The following is a 16,017-nucleotide window of genomic DNA, read 5'->3' as shown; positions in this document are numbered from 1 at the left end:
TGTCGTCTTCGGTGCCGCCCGCGCCGTGCGCGGGTCGGCCTGGGGCCTCCGGCCCGTGCTGCCCGCGACCGATGCCACAGCGGGAGGCCGCGCGGCGGGATCCCGTCCGGCCGGGCGGCGGCGGAGCGGGCTGCCGCGACGGGCGCCGCCCGGTTACCTCCCCGTGGCACGCCTTCCCTAACCAGGGTGCGGGCACCCCCGGGATCGCGCGCGGCGTGCCCGTACGGGTGCGCCGGCCCGCCCCACCGGGGGTGCGGGGCGGTCAGATCCGCTCGAGCACCTGGGCGAGCAGGCTGCCCATCCGCGCGGCGGAGTCGCGGCCGGCCTCCAGGACCTCCTCGTGGTTCAGCGGCTCGCCCGTCATGCCGGCGGCGAGGTTGGTCACCAGGGAGATGCCGAGCACCTCGGCGCCCGCCTCGCGGGCCGCGATGGCCTCCAGGGTGGTGGACATGCCGACGAGGTCGCCGCCGATGACCCGGACCATCTTGATCTCGGCCGGGGTCTCGTAGTGCGGGCCGGGGAGCTGGACGTAGACGCCCTCCTCCAGGGAGGGGTCGACCTCCTTGCACAGGGCGCGCAGCCGCGGCGAGTACAGGTCGGTGAGGTCGACGAAGTTGGCGCCGACGATCGGCGAGGCGGCCGTCATGTTGATGTGGTCGCTGATCAGCACGGCCTGGCCCGGACGGTAGGTGGGGCGCAGCCCGCCGCAGCCGTTGGTCAGGACGACGGTCTTGCAGCCGGCGGCCACGGCGGTGCGCACGCCGTGCGCGACGGTGGCGACGCCGTGGCCCTCGTAGAAGTGGTTGCGGCCCAGGAAGACCAGCGCCCGCTTGTCGCCGATCCGCACCGAGCGCACCTTGCCGGAGTGACCGGCCACGGCGGGCGGCGGGAAGCCCGGCAACTCGGTCACGTCGAACTCGTACTCGGCCTCGCCGAGGGCGTCGGCGGCCGGCACCCAGCCGGAGCCCATCACCAGGGCGACGTCGTGGGTCTCGCCGCCGGTCAGCTCGCGCAGCCGGGCGGCGGCGGCCGTGGCGGCGGCGTACGGGTCGCCCAGCGGGGCTCGGGCGGCGTGGGGAGTTGCGGAAGAGTTCACGCGGATGAGAGTAGCCGGTTCTCTCCTACGCGCGTAGACGTCCCAGGTCACGGTCTGCGAAATTTCGGAGGATCCGACGATTGACGGGCCCTGCGGGACCTTCCGGACGTCCTGCGGCCGTCGTTGCCGGCGGGTCAGCAGGGACGCTTGCGCAGTTCCATGACGTAGTCGTGCGGGGCGCCCGCGGACTCCGCCGCGTCGGCGATCTCGCCGAGGTAGCGCGCGGACGGCAGGCCGCCCTCGTAGTCGTTGAGGACGTAGAGCCACGCGGGCACGTCGCCGTCGAGGGTGTGCACCCGTGCCATGTGGCGCCGGTAGATGCCCAGCGGGACACCCTCCCAGCGGTCCATCGGCTCCTCGTCGACCGGGGCGATGTCGTACAGCCCGACGAAGACCTGGTGCAGCGGGTCCTCCACCAGGGTGGCGAGCGCGCCCTCCCAGCCCATCTGCTCGCCGCCGAAGGTGAGGCGCCAGCCGCTGAGCCAGCCGGTGCCGCGCAGGGGCGAGTGCGGGGCGCGGCGCGTCATCAGCCGGGCGTCGAGGTTGCCGGCGTAGGCGGCGTAGAGCGACATGGTCATGAGAGTACGACAGCGGGGCACCGCCCCCGTAAGTGATCACTTGGCGCGTGCGGGACAATGGGGTACGTGACTCGGATCGTGATCATTGGTGGCGGACCCGGCGGATACGAAGCGGCCCTCGTGGCCAGCCAGCTGGGCGCGGAGGTGACCGTCGTCGACTGCGACGGTCTGGGCGGGGCTTCGGTGCTCACCGACTGCGTGCCGTCCAAGACCCTGATCGCGACGGCCGAGGTGATGACCACCTTCGACTCGTCGTACGAGGAACTGGGCATCATCGTGGCGGACGACACACCGCACATCGAGCAGGCCGCCCGGGTCGTCGGCGTCGACCTCGGCAAGGTCAACCGACGGGTGAAGCGCCTCGCGCTCGCCCAGTCCCACGACATCACCGCCTCCGTCACCCGTGCGGGCGCCCGGGTGATGCGCGGCCGCGGCCGGCTGGAGGGCATGCAGGCGATCGACGGCTCGCGCACCGTCATCGTCGAGGCGGCAGACGGCACTTCCGAGACCCTCACCGCCGACGCCGTCCTGATCGCCACCGGCGGCCGCCCCCGCGAGCTGCCCGACGCGAAGCCGGACGGCGAGCGGATCCTCAACTGGACGCAGGTGTACGACCTGGACGAGCTCCCCGAGGAGCTCATCGTGGTCGGCTCCGGTGTGACCGGCGCCGAGTTCGCCGGCGCGTACCAGGCCCTCGGCTCCAAGGTGACGCTCGTCTCCTCCCGCGACCGCGTCCTGCCCGGCGAGGACCCGGACGCGGCCGCCGTCCTGGAGGACGTCTTCCGCCGCCGCGGCATGAACGTCATGGCCCGCTCCCGTGCCGAGTCCGTCAAGCGGGTCGGCGACCGCGTGGAGGTCACCCTCTCCGACGGCCGGGTCATCACCGGCAGCCACTGCCTCATGGCGGTCGGCGCGATACCGAACACCGCCGCCATGGGCCTGGAGGGCGCGGGCGTCAAGCTCAAGGACTCCGGCCACATCTGGACCGACAAGGTCTCCCGCACCTCGGCCCCCGGCGTGTACGCGGCCGGTGACGTCACGGGCGTCTTCGCGCTCGCCTCGGTCGCGGCCATGCAGGGCCGGATCGCGATGTACCACTTCCTGGGCGAGACGGTCGGCCCGCTCAACCTCAAGACGGTCTCCTCGAACGTCTTCACCGACCCCGAGATCGCGACCGTCGGCTACACCCAGGCCGACGTCGACGCGGGCGCCATCGACGCACGGGTCGTCAAGCTCCCGCTGCTGCGCAACCCGCGCGCCAAGATGCAGGGCATCAGGGACGGCTTCGTGAAGCTGTTCTGCCGTCCGGGCACCGGCATCATCGTCGGCGGTGTGGTCGTCTCGCCGCGGGCGAGCGAACTCATCCACCCCATCTCGATCGCGGTCGACAACAATCTGACCGTCGAGCAGATGGCGAACACCTACACGGTCTACCCGTCGCTGTCCGGCTCGATCGCCGAAGCCGCACGGCAGTTGGCGACCCGCAAGGCGGCCGGGGAGCTCTGAGACCCGCCTCCGGCGCAGGCCGGTCGTCGACCGAGCGAATGCCATTGTCTCTATAGCACGGGACGTCCGGCACTGCGAACAACTTCTGTTAATCGGTGCAAACTGCTGATAGCAGACGGTCATTGGCGTTACTGTCAGTTTCGTGTTCGCAGCAGAACGTCGCCAACTGATCCTCGAAATGGTGCGCGCCAACGGAGCGGTTTCGCTCCGTGAGCTCGCCCGCGTCGTCCAGACCTCGGAAGTGACCGTACGGCGTGACGTGCGGGCGCTGGAGGCAGAAGGACTGCTCGACCGCCGGCACGGCGGTGCGGTGCTGCCGGGGGGCTTCACCAGGGAGTCCGGCTTCCCGCAGAAATCCCATCTATCGACCGCGGAGAAGACGGCGATCGCCGATCTCGCGGCAGGTCTCGTCGAGGAGGGCGAGGCCATCGTCGTCGGCGCCGGCACGACCACCCAGGAGCTGGCACGCCGGCTCGCCCGGGTGCCGGGGCTGACCGTCGTCACCAACTCCCTGCTGGTGGCACAGGCCCTGGCGCACGCGAACCGGGTCGAGGTCGTCATGACCGGTGGCACGCTCCGCGGCTCCAACTACGCGCTGGTCGGCAGCGGCGCCGAACAGTCCCTGCAGGGGCTGCGGGTGTCGCGGGCCTTCCTGTCCGGGGCGGGACTGAGCGCGGAACGCGGGCTGTCCACGTCCAACATGCTCTCCGCCAGCGTCGACCGGGCCCTGGTCCAGGCGGCGGCGGAGGTCGTGGTCCTGGCCGACCACACCAAGCTGGGCACGGACACCATGTTCCAGACCGTGCCCACGGACCTGATCACGCATCTGGTCACGGACGAACCGCCGGCGGGCGACGACCGCGCCGCGACGGAGCTCCAGGCTCTGGCCGACCGCGGTGTCCAGGTCGCCGTCGCGTCGACCGACGGGGCGGACAACGGGATGCCCCACGGGCGGCAGCGACGGGAGATGCCGCCCGTGCCGGGCCCCCGGCGCCATCAGCACCCCTCCGGCAACTATCCGGGCGGTACGGCTCCCGGCGAGCCGCGCGCCAGGGCCGCCGGCCAGTCGGGCGGCGGCGTGTCGGGCATGTCCCCGCTGCGCACCGCCCAACTGGCCGGGGAGCAGCAGGCCGCCCGGATCGCCGACCTGGCCCCGCGGCGCCGCTAGGGCCTGTCGTCACATCGACGTCGGCCGCCCGGAGGGCGGGGCAGGCGGCAATGTGACGACAGGCCCTGGGCCACACCTGGGCCGTCCCGGACGGAGAACGCCGCAGGCCCCAGCCGATCACCGGCTGGGGCCCGCGGCGTTCGTGCTGCCGTCCGCGGACGGGACGTCAGTCCTTGATCTCGCAGAGGAGGGCACCCGAGGAGACGGAGGAGCCGACGTCCGCGGTGAGGCCCTTGATGGTGCCGGCGCGGTGGGCGTTGATGGGCTGCTCCATCTTCATCGCCTCCAGCACCACGACGAGGTCGCCCTCGTTGACGTGCTGGCCCTCCTCGACGGCGATCTTGACGATCGTGCCCTGCATCGGGGAGGTCAGGGAGTCACCGGAGGCGGCGGAGCCGGCCTTCTTGGTGGCACGGCGCTTGGGGCGGGCACCGCCGGCGGCGGCGGTGCGGGCCAGGGTCATGCCCAGCGAGGCGGGCAGGGAGACCTCCAGCCGCTTGCCGCCGACCTCGACCACCACGGTCTCGCGGCCGGGCTCGGTGTCCTCCTCGGCGTCGGCCGGGGCGGCGAAGGGCTTGATGTCGTTGACGAACTCGGTCTCGATCCACCGGGTGTGGACGGTGAACGGACCGGGCTTGCCGTGGACCTCGGGCGCGAAGGCGGGGTCGGCGACCACCGCGCGGTGGAACGGGATGGCGGTGGCCATGCCCTCGACCTGGAACTCGGCCAGGGCGCGCGCGGCGCGCTGCAGGGCCTGCTGCCGGGTGGCGCCGGTGACGACCAGCTTGGCCAGCAGGGAGTCCCAGGCGGGGCCGATCACGCTGCCGGCCTCGACACCCGCGTCCAGACGCACACCGGGGCCGGTGGGCGCGTCGAAACGGGTGACGGTGCCGGGGGCGGGGAGGAAGCCCCGGCCGGGGTCCTCGCCGTTGATGCGGAACTCGAACGAGTGACCGCGCAGCGGCGGGTCGTCGTAGCCGAGCTCCTCGCCGTCGGCGACGCGGAACATCTCGCGGACCAGGTCGATGCCGGTGACCTCCTCGGTGACCGGGTGTTCGACCTGCAGACGGGTGTTCACCTCCAGGAAGGAGATGGTGCCGTCCGTGCCGACCAGGAACTCGCAGGTGCCGGCACCGACGTAGCCGGCCTCCTTGAGGATGGCCTTGGACGCCGCGTACAGCTGGGCGTTCTGCTCCGGGGTCAGGAAGGGCGCGGGGGCCTCCTCCACCAGCTTCTGGTGGCGGCGCTGCAGGGAGCAGTCCCGGGTGGAGACGACCACGACGTTGCCGTGGCTGTCGGCCAGGCACTGGGTCTCCACGTGCCGGGGCTTGTCGAGGTAGCGCTCGACGAAGCACTCGCCGCGGCCGAAGGCGGCGACGGCCTCGCGGACGGCCGACTCGTACAGCTCGGGGACCTCGTCCAGGGTGCGGGCGACCTTCAGGCCGCGGCCGCCGCCGCCGAAGGCGGCCTTGATCGCGATCGGCAGGCCGTGCTCGCGCGCGAAGGCCACGACCTCGTCGGCGCCCGACACGGGGTCGGGGGTGCCGGCGACCAGGGGCGCTCCGGCGCGCTGGGCGATGTGGCGGGCGGCGACCTTGTCGCCGAGGTCACGGATGGCCTGCGGCGGGGGGCCGATCCAGGTGAGCCCGGCGTCCAGGACGGCCTGGGCGAAGTCGGCGTTCTCCGACAGGAAGCCGTAGCCGGGGTGGACGGCGTCGGCCCCGGACTCGGCTGCGGCCGCCAGCACCTTGGAGATGTCCAGGTAACTGGTGGCCGGGGTGTCACCGCCCAGCGCGTACGCCTCATCGGCCACGCGCACATGCAGCGCGTCCCGGTCCGGCTCCGCGTAGACGGCCACGCTGGCGATCCCGGCATCCCGGCAGGCACGGGCGACGCGGACTGCGATTTCACCGCGGTTGGCGATGAGCACCTTGCGCACGATGGCTCCCTCCTTGAAACAAGCAGAGTTTAGGTACTGGCGACACTTCGTGCCGAGGCACCCCTGGGGGTGAGCTTGCCCACACGGAGGGTGATACGGGCCCCCAATCGGGACCCGGATGCCTTGGCTTCCTACGGTAAAGCCCCATTTATCCCGGTGCTTGAGGCCCTGGGGTGTGGGCCGGGTCACCGTCCTCCACCGTGGCCGACGTGGCGCTTTTTTTGTGGGAACTCCACGAAGGCCCGGGGAAATCTTTGCCGGACCGGCGCCCCATACGGGTGGTGCCGCGCGGACTCTTGCCGCAACTCCTACCCGTTAGTAGCGTTCGGCCCACGAAATACCGCCGGTAATGGGGTCCTGGGACAGGGGGCGCGCAGTGCGCAGAAGTGTCGCCGTGGCGGCGGCTGTGTTGTTGGTCCTGGAGGCGTTCGGCTTCGCCTTCGTCAACTGGATCATGGGCATAGCCGTGCGCCACCAGCAGATGTCCCTGGCCGGGCTCGATCCGGACGCCATGGCGGTGGGCGCGTGGGCGGCCGGTGTGCTGATGGCGCTCTTCCTCATCGGGTGCGCGGTCGTCCTCGTCCGCATGGCGCAGCGCGACCGGGCGCCGGGCCGCTTCGGCCGGATCGTGCTCATCGTGTGCGCGGTGACCCACGCGGTCCTGGGCGCGGGCCTGGCGGCCCCGGTGGGCTGGGCGGCGTTCGTGGGGATGATGGTGATCCTGGGGTTCGTGGTGCTCGCCCTGGTGCTCTACGCGGGGGAGGAGGCCCCGGCCGCCGGTCCGGCCCCGGGTCCGGGCGACGAGCCCGGGGGGAGCACGCCCCCGCCGCCGGTGGCCCCCGCCGCCGTCTGACCGGGCCGACCGGTCGGACCGGTCAGACCCAGAAGTCGGTGATGCGCAGGTCCAGCTCGGCGAGCAGACGGCGCAGCAGCGGCAGCGAGATGCCGATGACGTTGCCGTGGTCGCCCTCGATGCCCTCGACGAACGGCGCGGAACGGCCGTCGAGGGTGAAGGCGCCGGCCACGTACAGCGGCTCGCCCGAGGCGACGTAGGCGGCGATCTCCTCGTCGTCCGGGGTGCCGAACCGCACCGTGGTGGAGGCGGTGGCCGAGACCCGGCGGCCGGTGGCGAGGTCGATGACGCAGTGACCGGTCCGCAGCACACCGGAGCGGCCGCGCATGGACTTCCAGCGGGCCGTGGCGTCCTCGGCGTCGGCCGGCTTGCCCAGCGCCTGGCCGTCCAGGTCCAGGACGGAGTCGCAGCCGACGACGACCTCGCCGTCGGAGAGCTGGGCCGCGACCACCGAGGCCTTGGCCTCGGCCAGCACCCGGGCCAGCTCGGCGGGGGTGTCCGCGTTGATCGCGTCCTCGTCGACGCCGCTGACGACGACCCGCGGGTCGAGCCCGGCCTGCTTCAGCAGTCCCAGGCGCGCGGGGGAGGCGGAGGCGAGGACGAGCGGGCGGGGGCTGCGGCTGCTGTCGGTCATGCCCGTCATCGTAGTCAGCCGCGCCAGGCCACCAGGGCCGTGATCAGGGGGACGGCGACGGCGATCACGATCATCGCGCGGCGCAGCATCGCCTGCGCCTGCCGCATCTCCTCGGGGGGTTCGTCGGACGGGTCTGACCACAGCATGCCGTCCAGGTTGCGCCGTGGCGGACGCCCGCGCCTGAGTACGGATACTCAGGCGCGGGCGGGCATGCGGACCATTTCCGTCCGCTCCGTGCTCAGTGCGGCCAGTAGGTGGCGCGCCAGGCCGCCGGCGCCGGGCGCAGCATCCGGCCGGGGACGTTGCGTGCGGGGGAGGCCCACTCGTCGGACGCCAGCGGGCCGTCGGCGGGCCCCGCGGCCGCCGCGGCCCGGGCCTGGACGAGGGCCACGACGGCCGCCAGCTCCTCGGGGGTCGGGTTGCCCCGTTCGACCTTGATCACCATGGCTGGGCTGCGCTCCTTACAGGGGGATGTTGCCGTGCTTCTTGGGGGGCAGGCTCTCGCGCTTGTTGCGCAGCGTCCGCAGCGCCTTCACCAGGTGCGTGCGGGTCTCCGAGGGCAGGATCACGCCGTCGACGTAGCCGCGCTCCGCGGCGACGTAGGGGTTGAGCAGGGTGTCCTCGTACTCCTGCATCAGCTGGGCGCGCAGCGCCTCCGCCTCCTCCGGGGAGCCCGCCTCGGCCAGGGTCCGGCGGTGCAGGATGTTGACGGCGCCCTGGGCGCCCATGACGGCGATCTGGGCGGTCGGCCAGGCCAGGTTGAGGTCGGCGCCCAGGTGCTTGGAGCCCATGACGTCGTAGGCGCCGCCGAACGCCTTGCGCGTGATGACGGTGATCAGCGGGACCGTGGCCTCGGCGTAGGCGTAGATCAGCTTGGCGCCGCGCCGGATGATGCCGTTCCACTCCTGGTCGGTGCCGGGCAGGAAGCCGGGGACGTCGACGAAGGTGACGACCGGGACGTTGAAGCTGTCGCAGGTGCGGACGAAACGCGCCGCCTTCTCGCTGGCGTTGATGTCCAGGCAGCCGGCGAACTGCATCGGCTGGTTGGCGACGACGCCGACCGGGTGGCCCTCGATCCGGCCGAAGCCGGTGACGATGTTGGGCGCGAACAACACCTGGGTCTCCAGGAACTCGCCGTCGTCCAGGACGTGCTCGATGACCTGGTGCATGTCGTACGGCTGGTTCGCCGAGTCCGGGATCAGGGCGTCGAGCTCGAGGTCCTCCGCCGACACCTCCGGCTCCGCCTCCTGCGGGAAGGCCGGGGCCTCCTGGAGGTTGTTGGACGGCAGGTAGGACAGCAGCGCCTTGACGTACTCGATGGCGTCCTTCTCGTCGCCGGCCATGTGGTGCGCGTTGCCGGACACGGTGTTGTGCGAACGGGCGCCGCCCAGTTCCTCGAAGCCGACGTCCTCACCGGTGACGGTCTTGATGACGTCCGGGCCGGTGATGAACATGTGCGAGGTCTGGTCGACCATCACCACGAAGTCGGTGATGGCGGGGGAGTAGACCGCGCCGCCCGCGCAGGGGCCCAGGATCAGCGAGATCTGCGGGATGACGCCGGAGGCGTGGGTGTTGCGGCGGAAGATCTCGCCGTACAGGCCGAGCGAGGTGACGCCCTCCTGGATGCGCGCGCCCCCGGAGTCGTTGATGCCGATGACCGGGCAGCCGGTCTTCAGCGCCCAGTCCATGACCTTGACGATCTTCTCGCCGTAGACCTCGCCGAGCGCGCCGCCGAACACGGTGAAGTCCTGCGAGAAGACCGCCACCGGGCGGCCGTCCACGGTGCCGTAGCCGGTGACGACGCCGTCCCCGTAGGGGCGGTTCTTCTCCAGGCCGAAGTTGGTCGAGCGGTGCCGGGCCAGCTCGTCCAGTTCGACGAAGGAGCCCTCGTCCAGCAGCAGTTCGATGCGCTCGCGCGCGGTCAGCTTGCCCTTGGCGTGCTGCTTCTCCACCGCGCGCGCCGAGCCGGCGTGGGTCGCCTCGTCAACGCGGCGGCGCAGGTCCGCGAGCTTCCCCGCGGTGGTGTGGATGTCGATCTCCGGCTCGGCCATGGGAGGCGGCTCTCCTGCTCTCGTCGGGTCGTTCTGAGGGTGTGACGTGACTGGCGAGTAATGCTGTTTTCGTAGCGTAACCGCGCGGATGCTGCCCGGTCAGTGCGGCGTTGGCCACACTCCACTCCCAGGGTCCGCCTTCCCGGCCGCCGCGTCGTCCCGGGCCCCGGCGGGCACGTCCGCGGCGATCCGGAGGGCAGACCCTAGGCTGGGAGGTATGACCTCGAACCGCTGGTCCGACCTCGAGCGGCCGCCGCTCAACGCGGCCGCCCTGCGCCGCGCGATCGTCACCCCCGACAGCCTGTGGACCGACCTGGACGTGGTCGACTCCACCGGCTCCACCAACAGCGACCTGGGCGCCCGGGCCCGGGAGGGCGCCGCCGAGGGCGCGGTGCTGGTCGCCGAGGAGCAGTCCGCGGGGCGCGGCCGCCTGGACCGCCAGTGGCAGGCCCCCGCCCGCTCCGGGCTGTTCTTCTCCGTGCTGCTGCGGCCGACCTCCGTCCCGCCCCGGCGCTGGGGCTGGCTGCCCCTGCTGGCCGGTGTGGCGACGGCCACCGCCGTGGCGCGGACGGCGGGCGTGGACACCGGGCTGAAGTGGCCGAACGACGTGCTGGTCACCGTCGACGGCGAGGAACGGAAGACCGGCGGCATCCTCGCCGAGCGCGTGGGCGACGACGCCGTGGTGATCGGCATCGGCCTCAACGTCACCCTCCGCGAGGAGGAGCTGCCGGTCCCCGCCGCGGGCTCGCTCATGCTCGCCGGGGCCAAGGTCACCGACCGCGACCCGCTGCTGCGCGCGGTGCTGCGTTCCGTGGCCGACTGGTACGGCGAGTGGCTGCGCGCCGACGGCGATCCGGCCGGCTCCCGGCTGCAGCAGGCGTACGCCGCCGGCTGCGTGACGCTCGGCCGCACCGTGCGCGCCGAACTCCCCGGCGGGGGCGAGGTCGGCGGGCGGGCGGTGGCCGTCGACGACGACGGGCGGCTGGTCGTCGCGACCGGCGAGGGCGAGCGGGCGGTCGCCGCGGGCGACGTCGTGCACGTGCGGCCAGCGGGACAGTGAGCCAGGCCACACCTGCCGTATTGTTGAGGCGGCAGCCTCCGACGCGGTGATCGGAAGGGCCGGTGCGCAGGGACCCAGGAGGGGGCGGGCGGTGACCGTGGACGACGCGAGCGACCTCCCGCCGCACGAAGAGCCGGGCGGGCCTCGTCGCGAACAGGCGGAACACGAGGACCGCGACGAGCGCGAGGAGCCCGAGGAACGGGGCGGATCCGCCCGGTCCCACGCCATCGAAGAGGACCCGATCGCACTGCGCCTGGAGCACCTGATCCTGGGCTCCGGACGGCACTACACACCCTTTCAGGCGGCCCGCAGCGCCGGCGTCTCCATGGACCTCGCCGCCCGGTTCTGGCGCGCGATGGGCTTCGCCGACATCGGCCAGGCACGCGCGCTGACCGAGGCCGACGTCCTGGCGCTGCGCCGCCTGGCCGGTCTGGTCGAGGCCGGGCTGATCAGCGAGAGCACGGCGATCCAGGTCGCCCGCTCCACCGGCCAGACCACGGCCCGGCTGGCCGAGTGGCAGACCGACTCCTTCCTGGAGGAGCTCACCGAGCCGCCCGAACCCGGCATGACCCGGGGCGAGGTGGCCTATCCGCTGGTCGAGCTGCTGCTGCCGGAGCTGGAGGAGTTCCTCACCTACGTGTGGCGGCGCCAGCTCGCCGCCGCCACCAGCCGGGTCGTCCGCTCGGACGACGAGGAGGCCGTCGACCGCCGGCTGGCGGTCGGCTTCGCCGACCTCGTCGGCTTCACCCGGCTCACCCGGCGGCTGGAGGAGGAGGAACTCGGCGAGCTGGTCGAGGCCTTCGAGACCACGGCCGCCGACCAGGTGGCCGCGCACGGCGGACGGCTCATCAAGACCCTCGGTGACGAAGTGCTGTTCGTCGCGGACGACGCCGGCACGGCCGCCGAGATCGGCATGCGGCTGATCGAGACGATGAACGGCGACGAGACGATGCCGGCGCTGCGCGTGGGCATGGCCTTCGGCACCGTCACGACCCGCATGGGCGACGTCTTCGGCACCACGGTGAACCTGGCGAGCCGGCTGACCTCGATAGCGCCACGGGACGCGGTGCTCGTCGACGGCGAGCTGGCGCAGGCGCTCGTCGCGGCGGGCGAGGCACCCGAGTCGGAGGCGGAGATCGAGCCCGGGTCGGAGGAGAAGTACCGCTTCGGGCTGCAGCCCATGTGGCGGCGGCCGGTGCGTGGTCTCGGCGTGGTCGAGCCCTGGCTGCTAAACCGCCGGGGCGGCTGAGCGGGCACGCCCACTACGCTGGCGGTCGACGGTTCACGATCGTTAACAGCGACCCGGAGGTGGCGGCGCGATGGCCGAGCAGCGGTTTGGCGAGTGGGTGGCGGTACGCAGGCACGGTGACGCCGGGCGGGTGGCGGAACTGGTGCTGGACCGGCCCAAGGCGATGAACGCCATCTCGACGGACATGGCCCGGGCGGTCACCGAGGCGTGCGCGGCGCTGTCCGCCGACCGGTCGGTCAGCTGTGCCGTGCTCACCTCGACCCACGAGCGGGCGTTCTGCGTGGGCGCCGACCTGAAGGAGCGCAACTCCTTCACCGACGCCGACCTCGCGCGGCAGCGCCCGTACACGCGGGCCGCCTACACGGCCGTGCTGGAACTGCCGATGCCGTCCGTGGCCTCGGTGCACGGCTTCGCCCTCGGCGGCGGGTACGAGCTGGCGCTGGCGTGCGACGTGATCGTCGCCGACCCGACGGCCGTCGTGGGGCTGCCGGAGGTCACGGTGGGCGTGATCCCCGGTGGCGGCGGCACGCAGTTGCTGCCGCGCCGGGTGGGCGCGGCCCGGGCGGCGCAGCTGATCTTCACCGGGCGCCGGGTGCCCGCGGCGGAGGCGCTGGCGCTGGGTCTGGTGGACGTGCTCGCGGAGGAGGGCCAGGACCGTGTGGAGGCGCTCGGCCTGGCCTCGCGGATCGCCGGGAACTCGCCGGTGGGCCTGCGTGCGGCCAAGCGGGCGCTGCGGCTGGGCCAGGGCACGGACCTGCGGACCGGGCTGGACGTCGAGGACGCCGCGTGGCGCACGGTCGCCTTCTCCGGGGACCGCACCGAGGGTGTCGCGGCCTTCAACGAGAAGCGCGACCCGGTGTGGCCGGGTGAGTGATTGAGGCGGGAAACGACCGTGCCGACGGGCGCGTAACGTGCGGGGCCGTGCGAACGTCGCAAACTGGTAAAAAGTCTGCGGGCGACAGGAGACGGGCGCATGAACGGCACCGGCGGGGACGCTCGACTGCGCGCCGTCGCCGAACTCGCGCGGGCGGTGGCGGCGGCGAAGTCGCCCATGGAGGCGGCCGTCGCCGCCGCGTCCTCGGCGCGGTTCGCCCTCGGCGGTTCCATGGCGGCGATCTCCCGCTGGGAGCGCGACCGGGGACGGCTGCGGGTGCTGGTCAACGACGGGGACCTGGCGCCCGGCGAGGAGCCGCAGCCCGTCGAGGAGGTGTACTCGGTCGCGGACTTCCCGGAGATCGTGGAGTTCCTGCACGCCAAGTGGACCGAGGGCGGCGAGCCGCACGCCTGGATCGAGACGGCCGAGGGCCCGGCGGAGGGCCGTACCGGTGCCTACTGCCACCAGCGGGTGGCCACGCTGCGGCGGCGCGGCCGCACCTCCTGCGTCGTCGCGCCGATCATGCTGCACGGGCTCGCCTGGGGCGAGCTGTACGTGGCCCGGGGCGCCGGGCGGCCGGTCTTCGACCGGGACGACGCCGAGTTCGCGACCGTGCTTGCGGCGCTCACCGCGGCCGGGATCGCCCAGACCGAGCGGCTGGCGGAGGTGCGCCGGCTGGCCTTCACCGACCCGCTGACCGGGCTGGCCAACCGGCGGGCGGTCGACCAGCGGCTGGAGGAGGCGGTGGAACGGCACCGGGCCGACGGGACCCCGGTGAGCCTGATGGTCTGCGACCTCAACGGGCTCAAACGGGTCAACGACCAGCTCGGGCACGCGGTCGGCGACCGGCTGCTGGTCGGCTTCGGCTCGGTGCTGTCGCTGTGCGGGGCCGCCCTGGAGGGCAGCCTGGTGGCGCGGCTGGGCGGCGACGAGTTCTGCCTGCTGTCGGTCGGGCACCGCGCGGAGCAGGTCGTGGTGGTCGCCGAGGAGCTGTGCGTGCGGACCAAGTGGCTGGGGCTGGGCGACGGGGTGGCGGTCGGGGTGGCCTCCACGGACGCCGAGATCGGCGTGGTGACCTCGGGGCGCCGGCTGTTCCGGCTGGCGGACGCGGCCCAGTACCGGGCGAAGGCCCTGCACTCGGTGGAGCCGGTGGTCGCCGGGCGCGGGGCGCCCGAGGACCCGGTGGTCCGGCTCGCCGACCAGCCCGCGGGCCACGACGTGGAGCGGCGCCGCTTCCGGGGCCGGGACTGAAGCCCGCCCGGAGGCCGGGGAGCGGACCATGGGACGGGCCGGCGGGTGCGGCGAGGGCCGCGCGGAAGAGGCCCGTCCGGCACGTGACAGGTAGCGATTCAGTCCGTAGGGTTCGTGAATATGAGTATGCATAACGTGGTGATCGGGGCCCACGGGGCCGCGGCGGAGGACGTGCTGGCGGTGGCCCGCGGTGGTGCGCGGGTCGAGCTGTCTGCGGAGGCGCTGGCCGGGATCGCCGCGGCGCGCGAGGTCGTGGAGGCCCTGGCGGCGAAACCGGAGCCGGTCTACGGCGTCTCGACAGGCTTCGGCGCGCTCGCGGTGCGGCACATCAGCCCCGAGCTGCGCGCGCAGCTGCAGCGCAGCCTGGTGCGCTCGCACGCCGCCGGCATGGGCCCGCACGTGGAGCGCGAGGTGGTGCGCGCGCTGATGTTCCTGCGGCTGAAGACGCTGGCCTCCGGCCGTACCGGTGTCCGTCCGGTCGTCGCCGAGACGATGGCCGCGCTGCTCAACGCGGGCATCACCCCCGTCGTCCACGAGTACGGCTCCCTGGGCTGCTCCGGCGACCTGGCACCGCTCTCGCACTGCGCGCTGGTCCTGATGGGCGAGGGCGAGGCGGAGGGCCCCGACGGCGTCGTGCGCCCCGCCGCGGAGCTGCTGGCCGAGCACGGCATCGAGCCCGTCGAGCTGCGCGAGAAGGAGGGCCTGGCCCTCATCAACGGCACCGACGGCATGCTCGGCATGCTCGTCATGGCCATCGACGACCTGCGCCGGCTGTTCACCGCCGCGGACGTCACCGCCGCGCTGTCGATGGAGGCGCTGCTGGGCACCGACAAGGTGCTCGCCCCCGAGCTCCACGCGATCCGCCCGCACCCCGGCCAGGCGGCCAGCGCCGAGAACATGCGCCGCGTGCTCGCCGGCTCCGGGCTCACCGGGCACCACCAGGACGACGCCCCGCGGGTCCAGGACGCGTACTCGATCCGCTGCGCCCCGCAGGTGGCCGGCGCGGGCCGGGACACCGTGGCGCACGCCATGACGGTCGCCGACCGCGAGCTGGTCTCGGCCATCGACAACCCGGTCGTCTTCGCCGGGGGTACCTCCCTGGCCGGAGGCTCTGGAGAAGACCGTGTGGAGTCCAACGGCAACTTCCACGGCGCGCCCGTCGCCTACGTGCTGGACTTCCTGGCCATCGCGGCGGCCGACCTCGGGTCGATAGCGGAGCGGCGCACCGACCGGCTGCTGGACAAGAGCCGTTCGCACGGCCTGCCCGCCTTCCTGGCCGACGACCCGGGCGTGGACTCCGGCCTGATGATCGCCCAGTACACGCAGGCCGCGCTGGTCAGCGAGAACAAGCGGCTCGCGGTCCCGGCCTCGGTGGACTCCATCCCGTCCTCGGCGATGCAGGAGGACCACGTGTCGATGGGCTGGTCGGCCGCGCGCAAGCTGCGGCAGGCGGTGGACAACCTGGCCCGGATCGTGGCGGTCGAGCTGATGGCCGCGTCACGCGCCGTCGAGCTGCGCGTGCAGGGCAGCGAGGTACTGGTGGCCGCCCCGGCGACCCAGGCCGTGGTGAAGGCGGCGCGCGAGGCCGGAGTGGGCGGCCCCGGTCCGGACCGCTTCCTGTCCCCGGACCTGGAGGCGGCGTACGACTTCGTGCGCGGCGGCGGTCTGGTCGCGGCGGCCGAGTCGGTCACCGGCCCGCTCGCCTGACACCGACCCCGACCGGAACCCGCGCGCCCCGGCCGGAGGCCGGGGCGCGCG

At 73.1% G+C, this 16,017-nt stretch carries 15 protein-coding genes; 8 read left to right on the top strand and 7 right to left on the bottom strand.

Annotated elements, in window-relative coordinates:
- Positions 1 to 262 precede the first annotated feature (262 nt).
- Together ACFV3E_RS21845 and ACFV3E_RS21840 are read right to left on the bottom strand one after the other, a co-directional pair.
- Positions 263 to 1,096 carry a purine-nucleoside phosphorylase gene (locus tag ACFV3E_RS21845; RefSeq protein WP_500536117.1) on the bottom strand — a complete coding sequence of 278 codons (834 nt, stop codon included), beginning with the start codon at positions 1,094 to 1,096 and terminating at the stop codon, positions 263 to 265.
- A gap of 134 nt (positions 1,097 to 1,230) precedes the next feature.
- Positions 1,231 to 1,668, bottom strand: coding sequence for a gamma-glutamylcyclotransferase family protein (locus tag ACFV3E_RS21840; RefSeq protein WP_499513629.1), 438 nt, complete (start codon positions 1,666 to 1,668; stop codon positions 1,231 to 1,233).
- 63 nt (positions 1,669 to 1,731) lie between these two features.
- Between ACFV3E_RS21840 and ACFV3E_RS21835 the strand changes: the two genes are divergently transcribed.
- Both ACFV3E_RS21835 and ACFV3E_RS21830 read left to right on the top strand, forming a co-directional pair.
- Positions 1,732 to 3,180, top strand: a complete 1,449-nt coding sequence (locus ACFV3E_RS21835) for an NAD(P)H-quinone dehydrogenase (RefSeq protein ID WP_500536116.1) — start codon at positions 1,732 to 1,734, stop codon at positions 3,178 to 3,180.
- Between the two features lie 178 nt (positions 3,181 to 3,358).
- Positions 3,359 to 4,348: a DeoR/GlpR family DNA-binding transcription regulator gene (locus ACFV3E_RS21830; RefSeq protein WP_500335551.1), complete on the top strand. Its 990-nt coding sequence runs from the start codon at positions 3,359 to 3,361 to the stop codon at positions 4,346 to 4,348.
- A 166-nt stretch (positions 4,349 to 4,514) separates the two neighbouring features.
- On the opposite strand, the gene ACFV3E_RS21825 is transcribed toward ACFV3E_RS21830, so the two are convergent.
- The gene (locus tag ACFV3E_RS21825; protein ID WP_500536115.1) at positions 4,515 to 6,287 is read right to left on the bottom strand and encodes an acetyl/propionyl/methylcrotonyl-CoA carboxylase subunit alpha; all 1,773 of its coding nucleotides are present in this window, start codon (positions 6,285 to 6,287) and stop codon (positions 4,515 to 4,517) included.
- A gap of 394 nt (positions 6,288 to 6,681) precedes the next feature.
- Here ACFV3E_RS21825 and ACFV3E_RS21820 point away from each other — a divergent pair, with 394 nt between their 5' ends.
- Positions 6,682 to 7,140, top strand: a complete 459-nt coding sequence (locus ACFV3E_RS21820) for a hypothetical protein (protein ID WP_500536114.1) — start codon at positions 6,682 to 6,684, stop codon at positions 7,138 to 7,140.
- Between the two features lie 22 nt (positions 7,141 to 7,162).
- On the opposite strand, the gene ACFV3E_RS21815 is transcribed toward ACFV3E_RS21820, so the two are convergent.
- The 4 genes from ACFV3E_RS21815 to ACFV3E_RS21800 all read right to left on the bottom strand — a co-directional run bounded on the left by ACFV3E_RS21815 (position 7,163) and on the right by ACFV3E_RS21800 (position 9,825).
- Complete coding sequence (locus ACFV3E_RS21815) at positions 7,163 to 7,774, bottom strand: Maf family protein (protein WP_500536113.1); 612 nt, start codon at positions 7,772 to 7,774, stop codon at positions 7,163 to 7,165.
- A 14-nt stretch (positions 7,775 to 7,788) separates the two neighbouring features.
- Complete coding sequence (gene mmpB, locus ACFV3E_RS21810; RefSeq protein ID WP_499513634.1) at positions 7,789 to 7,920, bottom strand: morphogenic membrane protein MmpB; 132 nt, start codon at positions 7,918 to 7,920, stop codon at positions 7,789 to 7,791.
- Between the two features lie 92 nt (positions 7,921 to 8,012).
- A complete protein-coding gene (locus tag ACFV3E_RS21805) occupies positions 8,013 to 8,219 on the bottom strand; it encodes an acyl-CoA carboxylase epsilon subunit (protein ID WP_500536112.1) in 207 nt (68 codons plus the stop codon).
- A gap of 16 nt (positions 8,220 to 8,235) precedes the next feature.
- Positions 8,236 to 9,825 (bottom strand): acyl-CoA carboxylase subunit beta, encoded by a 1,590-nt coding sequence (locus tag ACFV3E_RS21800; RefSeq protein ID WP_500536111.1) that lies wholly within the window; start codon positions 9,823 to 9,825, stop codon positions 8,236 to 8,238.
- A 217-nt stretch (positions 9,826 to 10,042) separates the two neighbouring features.
- Between ACFV3E_RS21800 and ACFV3E_RS21795 the strand changes: the two genes are divergently transcribed.
- From ACFV3E_RS21795 to hutH, 5 genes are all read left to right on the top strand, one after another.
- Positions 10,043 to 10,885: a biotin--[acetyl-CoA-carboxylase] ligase gene (locus ACFV3E_RS21795; protein WP_500536110.1), complete on the top strand. Its 843-nt coding sequence runs from the start codon at positions 10,043 to 10,045 to the stop codon at positions 10,883 to 10,885.
- A gap of 226 nt (positions 10,886 to 11,111) precedes the next feature.
- Positions 11,112 to 12,134 carry an adenylate/guanylate cyclase domain-containing protein gene (locus ACFV3E_RS21790; protein WP_500536238.1) on the top strand — a complete coding sequence of 341 codons (1,023 nt, stop codon included), beginning with the start codon at positions 11,112 to 11,114 and terminating at the stop codon, positions 12,132 to 12,134.
- A gap of 70 nt (positions 12,135 to 12,204) precedes the next feature.
- A complete protein-coding gene (locus tag ACFV3E_RS21785) occupies positions 12,205 to 13,008 on the top strand; it encodes an enoyl-CoA hydratase/isomerase family protein (RefSeq protein ID WP_500366836.1) in 804 nt (267 codons plus the stop codon).
- Positions 13,009 to 13,107: 99 nt separating this feature from the next.
- Complete coding sequence (locus ACFV3E_RS21780) at positions 13,108 to 14,259, top strand: GGDEF domain-containing protein (RefSeq protein WP_500536109.1); 1,152 nt, start codon at positions 13,108 to 13,110, stop codon at positions 14,257 to 14,259.
- 126 nt (positions 14,260 to 14,385) lie between these two features.
- On the top strand, positions 14,386 to 15,966 hold the full coding sequence (gene hutH, locus ACFV3E_RS21775; RefSeq protein WP_500536237.1) for a histidine ammonia-lyase: 1,581 nt from the start codon (positions 14,386 to 14,388) through the stop codon (positions 15,964 to 15,966).
- The last annotated feature ends 51 nt before the right edge of the window (positions 15,967 to 16,017 follow it).

This window comes from Streptomyces sp. NPDC059718 (assembly GCF_042733315.1).
Lineage (GTDB): Bacteria > Actinomycetota > Actinomycetes > Streptomycetales > Streptomycetaceae > Actinacidiphila.
Note: the sequence above shows the minus strand (reverse complement) of the source record. Positions and strands in the feature narration are given on the sequence as shown.

What these genes read in the sequence shown, in the direction of transcription:
- ACFV3E_RS21780 (WP_500536109.1), top strand. Translation starts at nt 13,108, where the DNA reads ATGAACGGCACCGGCGGGGACGCTCGACTGCGCGCCGTCGCCGAACTC.
- ACFV3E_RS21830 (WP_500335551.1), top strand. Translation starts at nt 3,359, where the DNA reads ATGGTGCGCGCCAACGGAGCGGTTTCGCTCCGTGAGCTCGCCCGCGTC.
- hutH (WP_500536237.1), top strand. Translation starts at nt 14,386, where the DNA reads ATGCATAACGTGGTGATCGGGGCCCACGGGGCCGCGGCGGAGGACGTG.
- mmpB (WP_499513634.1), bottom strand. Translation starts at nt 7,920, where the DNA reads ATGCTGTGGTCAGACCCGTCCGACGAACCCCCCGAGGAGATGCGGCAG.
- ACFV3E_RS21840 (WP_499513629.1), bottom strand. Translation starts at nt 1,668, where the DNA reads ATGTCGCTCTACGCCGCCTACGCCGGCAACCTCGACGCCCGGCTGATG.
- ACFV3E_RS21835 (WP_500536116.1), top strand. Translation starts at nt 1,732, where the DNA reads ATGGGGTACGTGACTCGGATCGTGATCATTGGTGGCGGACCCGGCGGA.
- ACFV3E_RS21795 (WP_500536110.1), top strand. Translation starts at nt 10,043, where the DNA reads ATGACCTCGAACCGCTGGTCCGACCTCGAGCGGCCGCCGCTCAACGCG.
- ACFV3E_RS21785 (WP_500366836.1), top strand. Translation starts at nt 12,205, where the DNA reads ATGGCCGAGCAGCGGTTTGGCGAGTGGGTGGCGGTACGCAGGCACGGT.
- ACFV3E_RS21800 (WP_500536111.1), bottom strand. Translation starts at nt 9,825, where the DNA reads ATGGCCGAGCCGGAGATCGACATCCACACCACCGCGGGGAAGCTCGCG.
- ACFV3E_RS21805 (WP_500536112.1), bottom strand. Translation starts at nt 8,219, where the DNA reads ATGGTGATCAAGGTCGAACGGGGCAACCCGACCCCCGAGGAGCTGGCG.
- ACFV3E_RS21815 (WP_500536113.1), bottom strand. Translation starts at nt 7,774, where the DNA reads ATGACCGACAGCAGCCGCAGCCCCCGCCCGCTCGTCCTCGCCTCCGCC.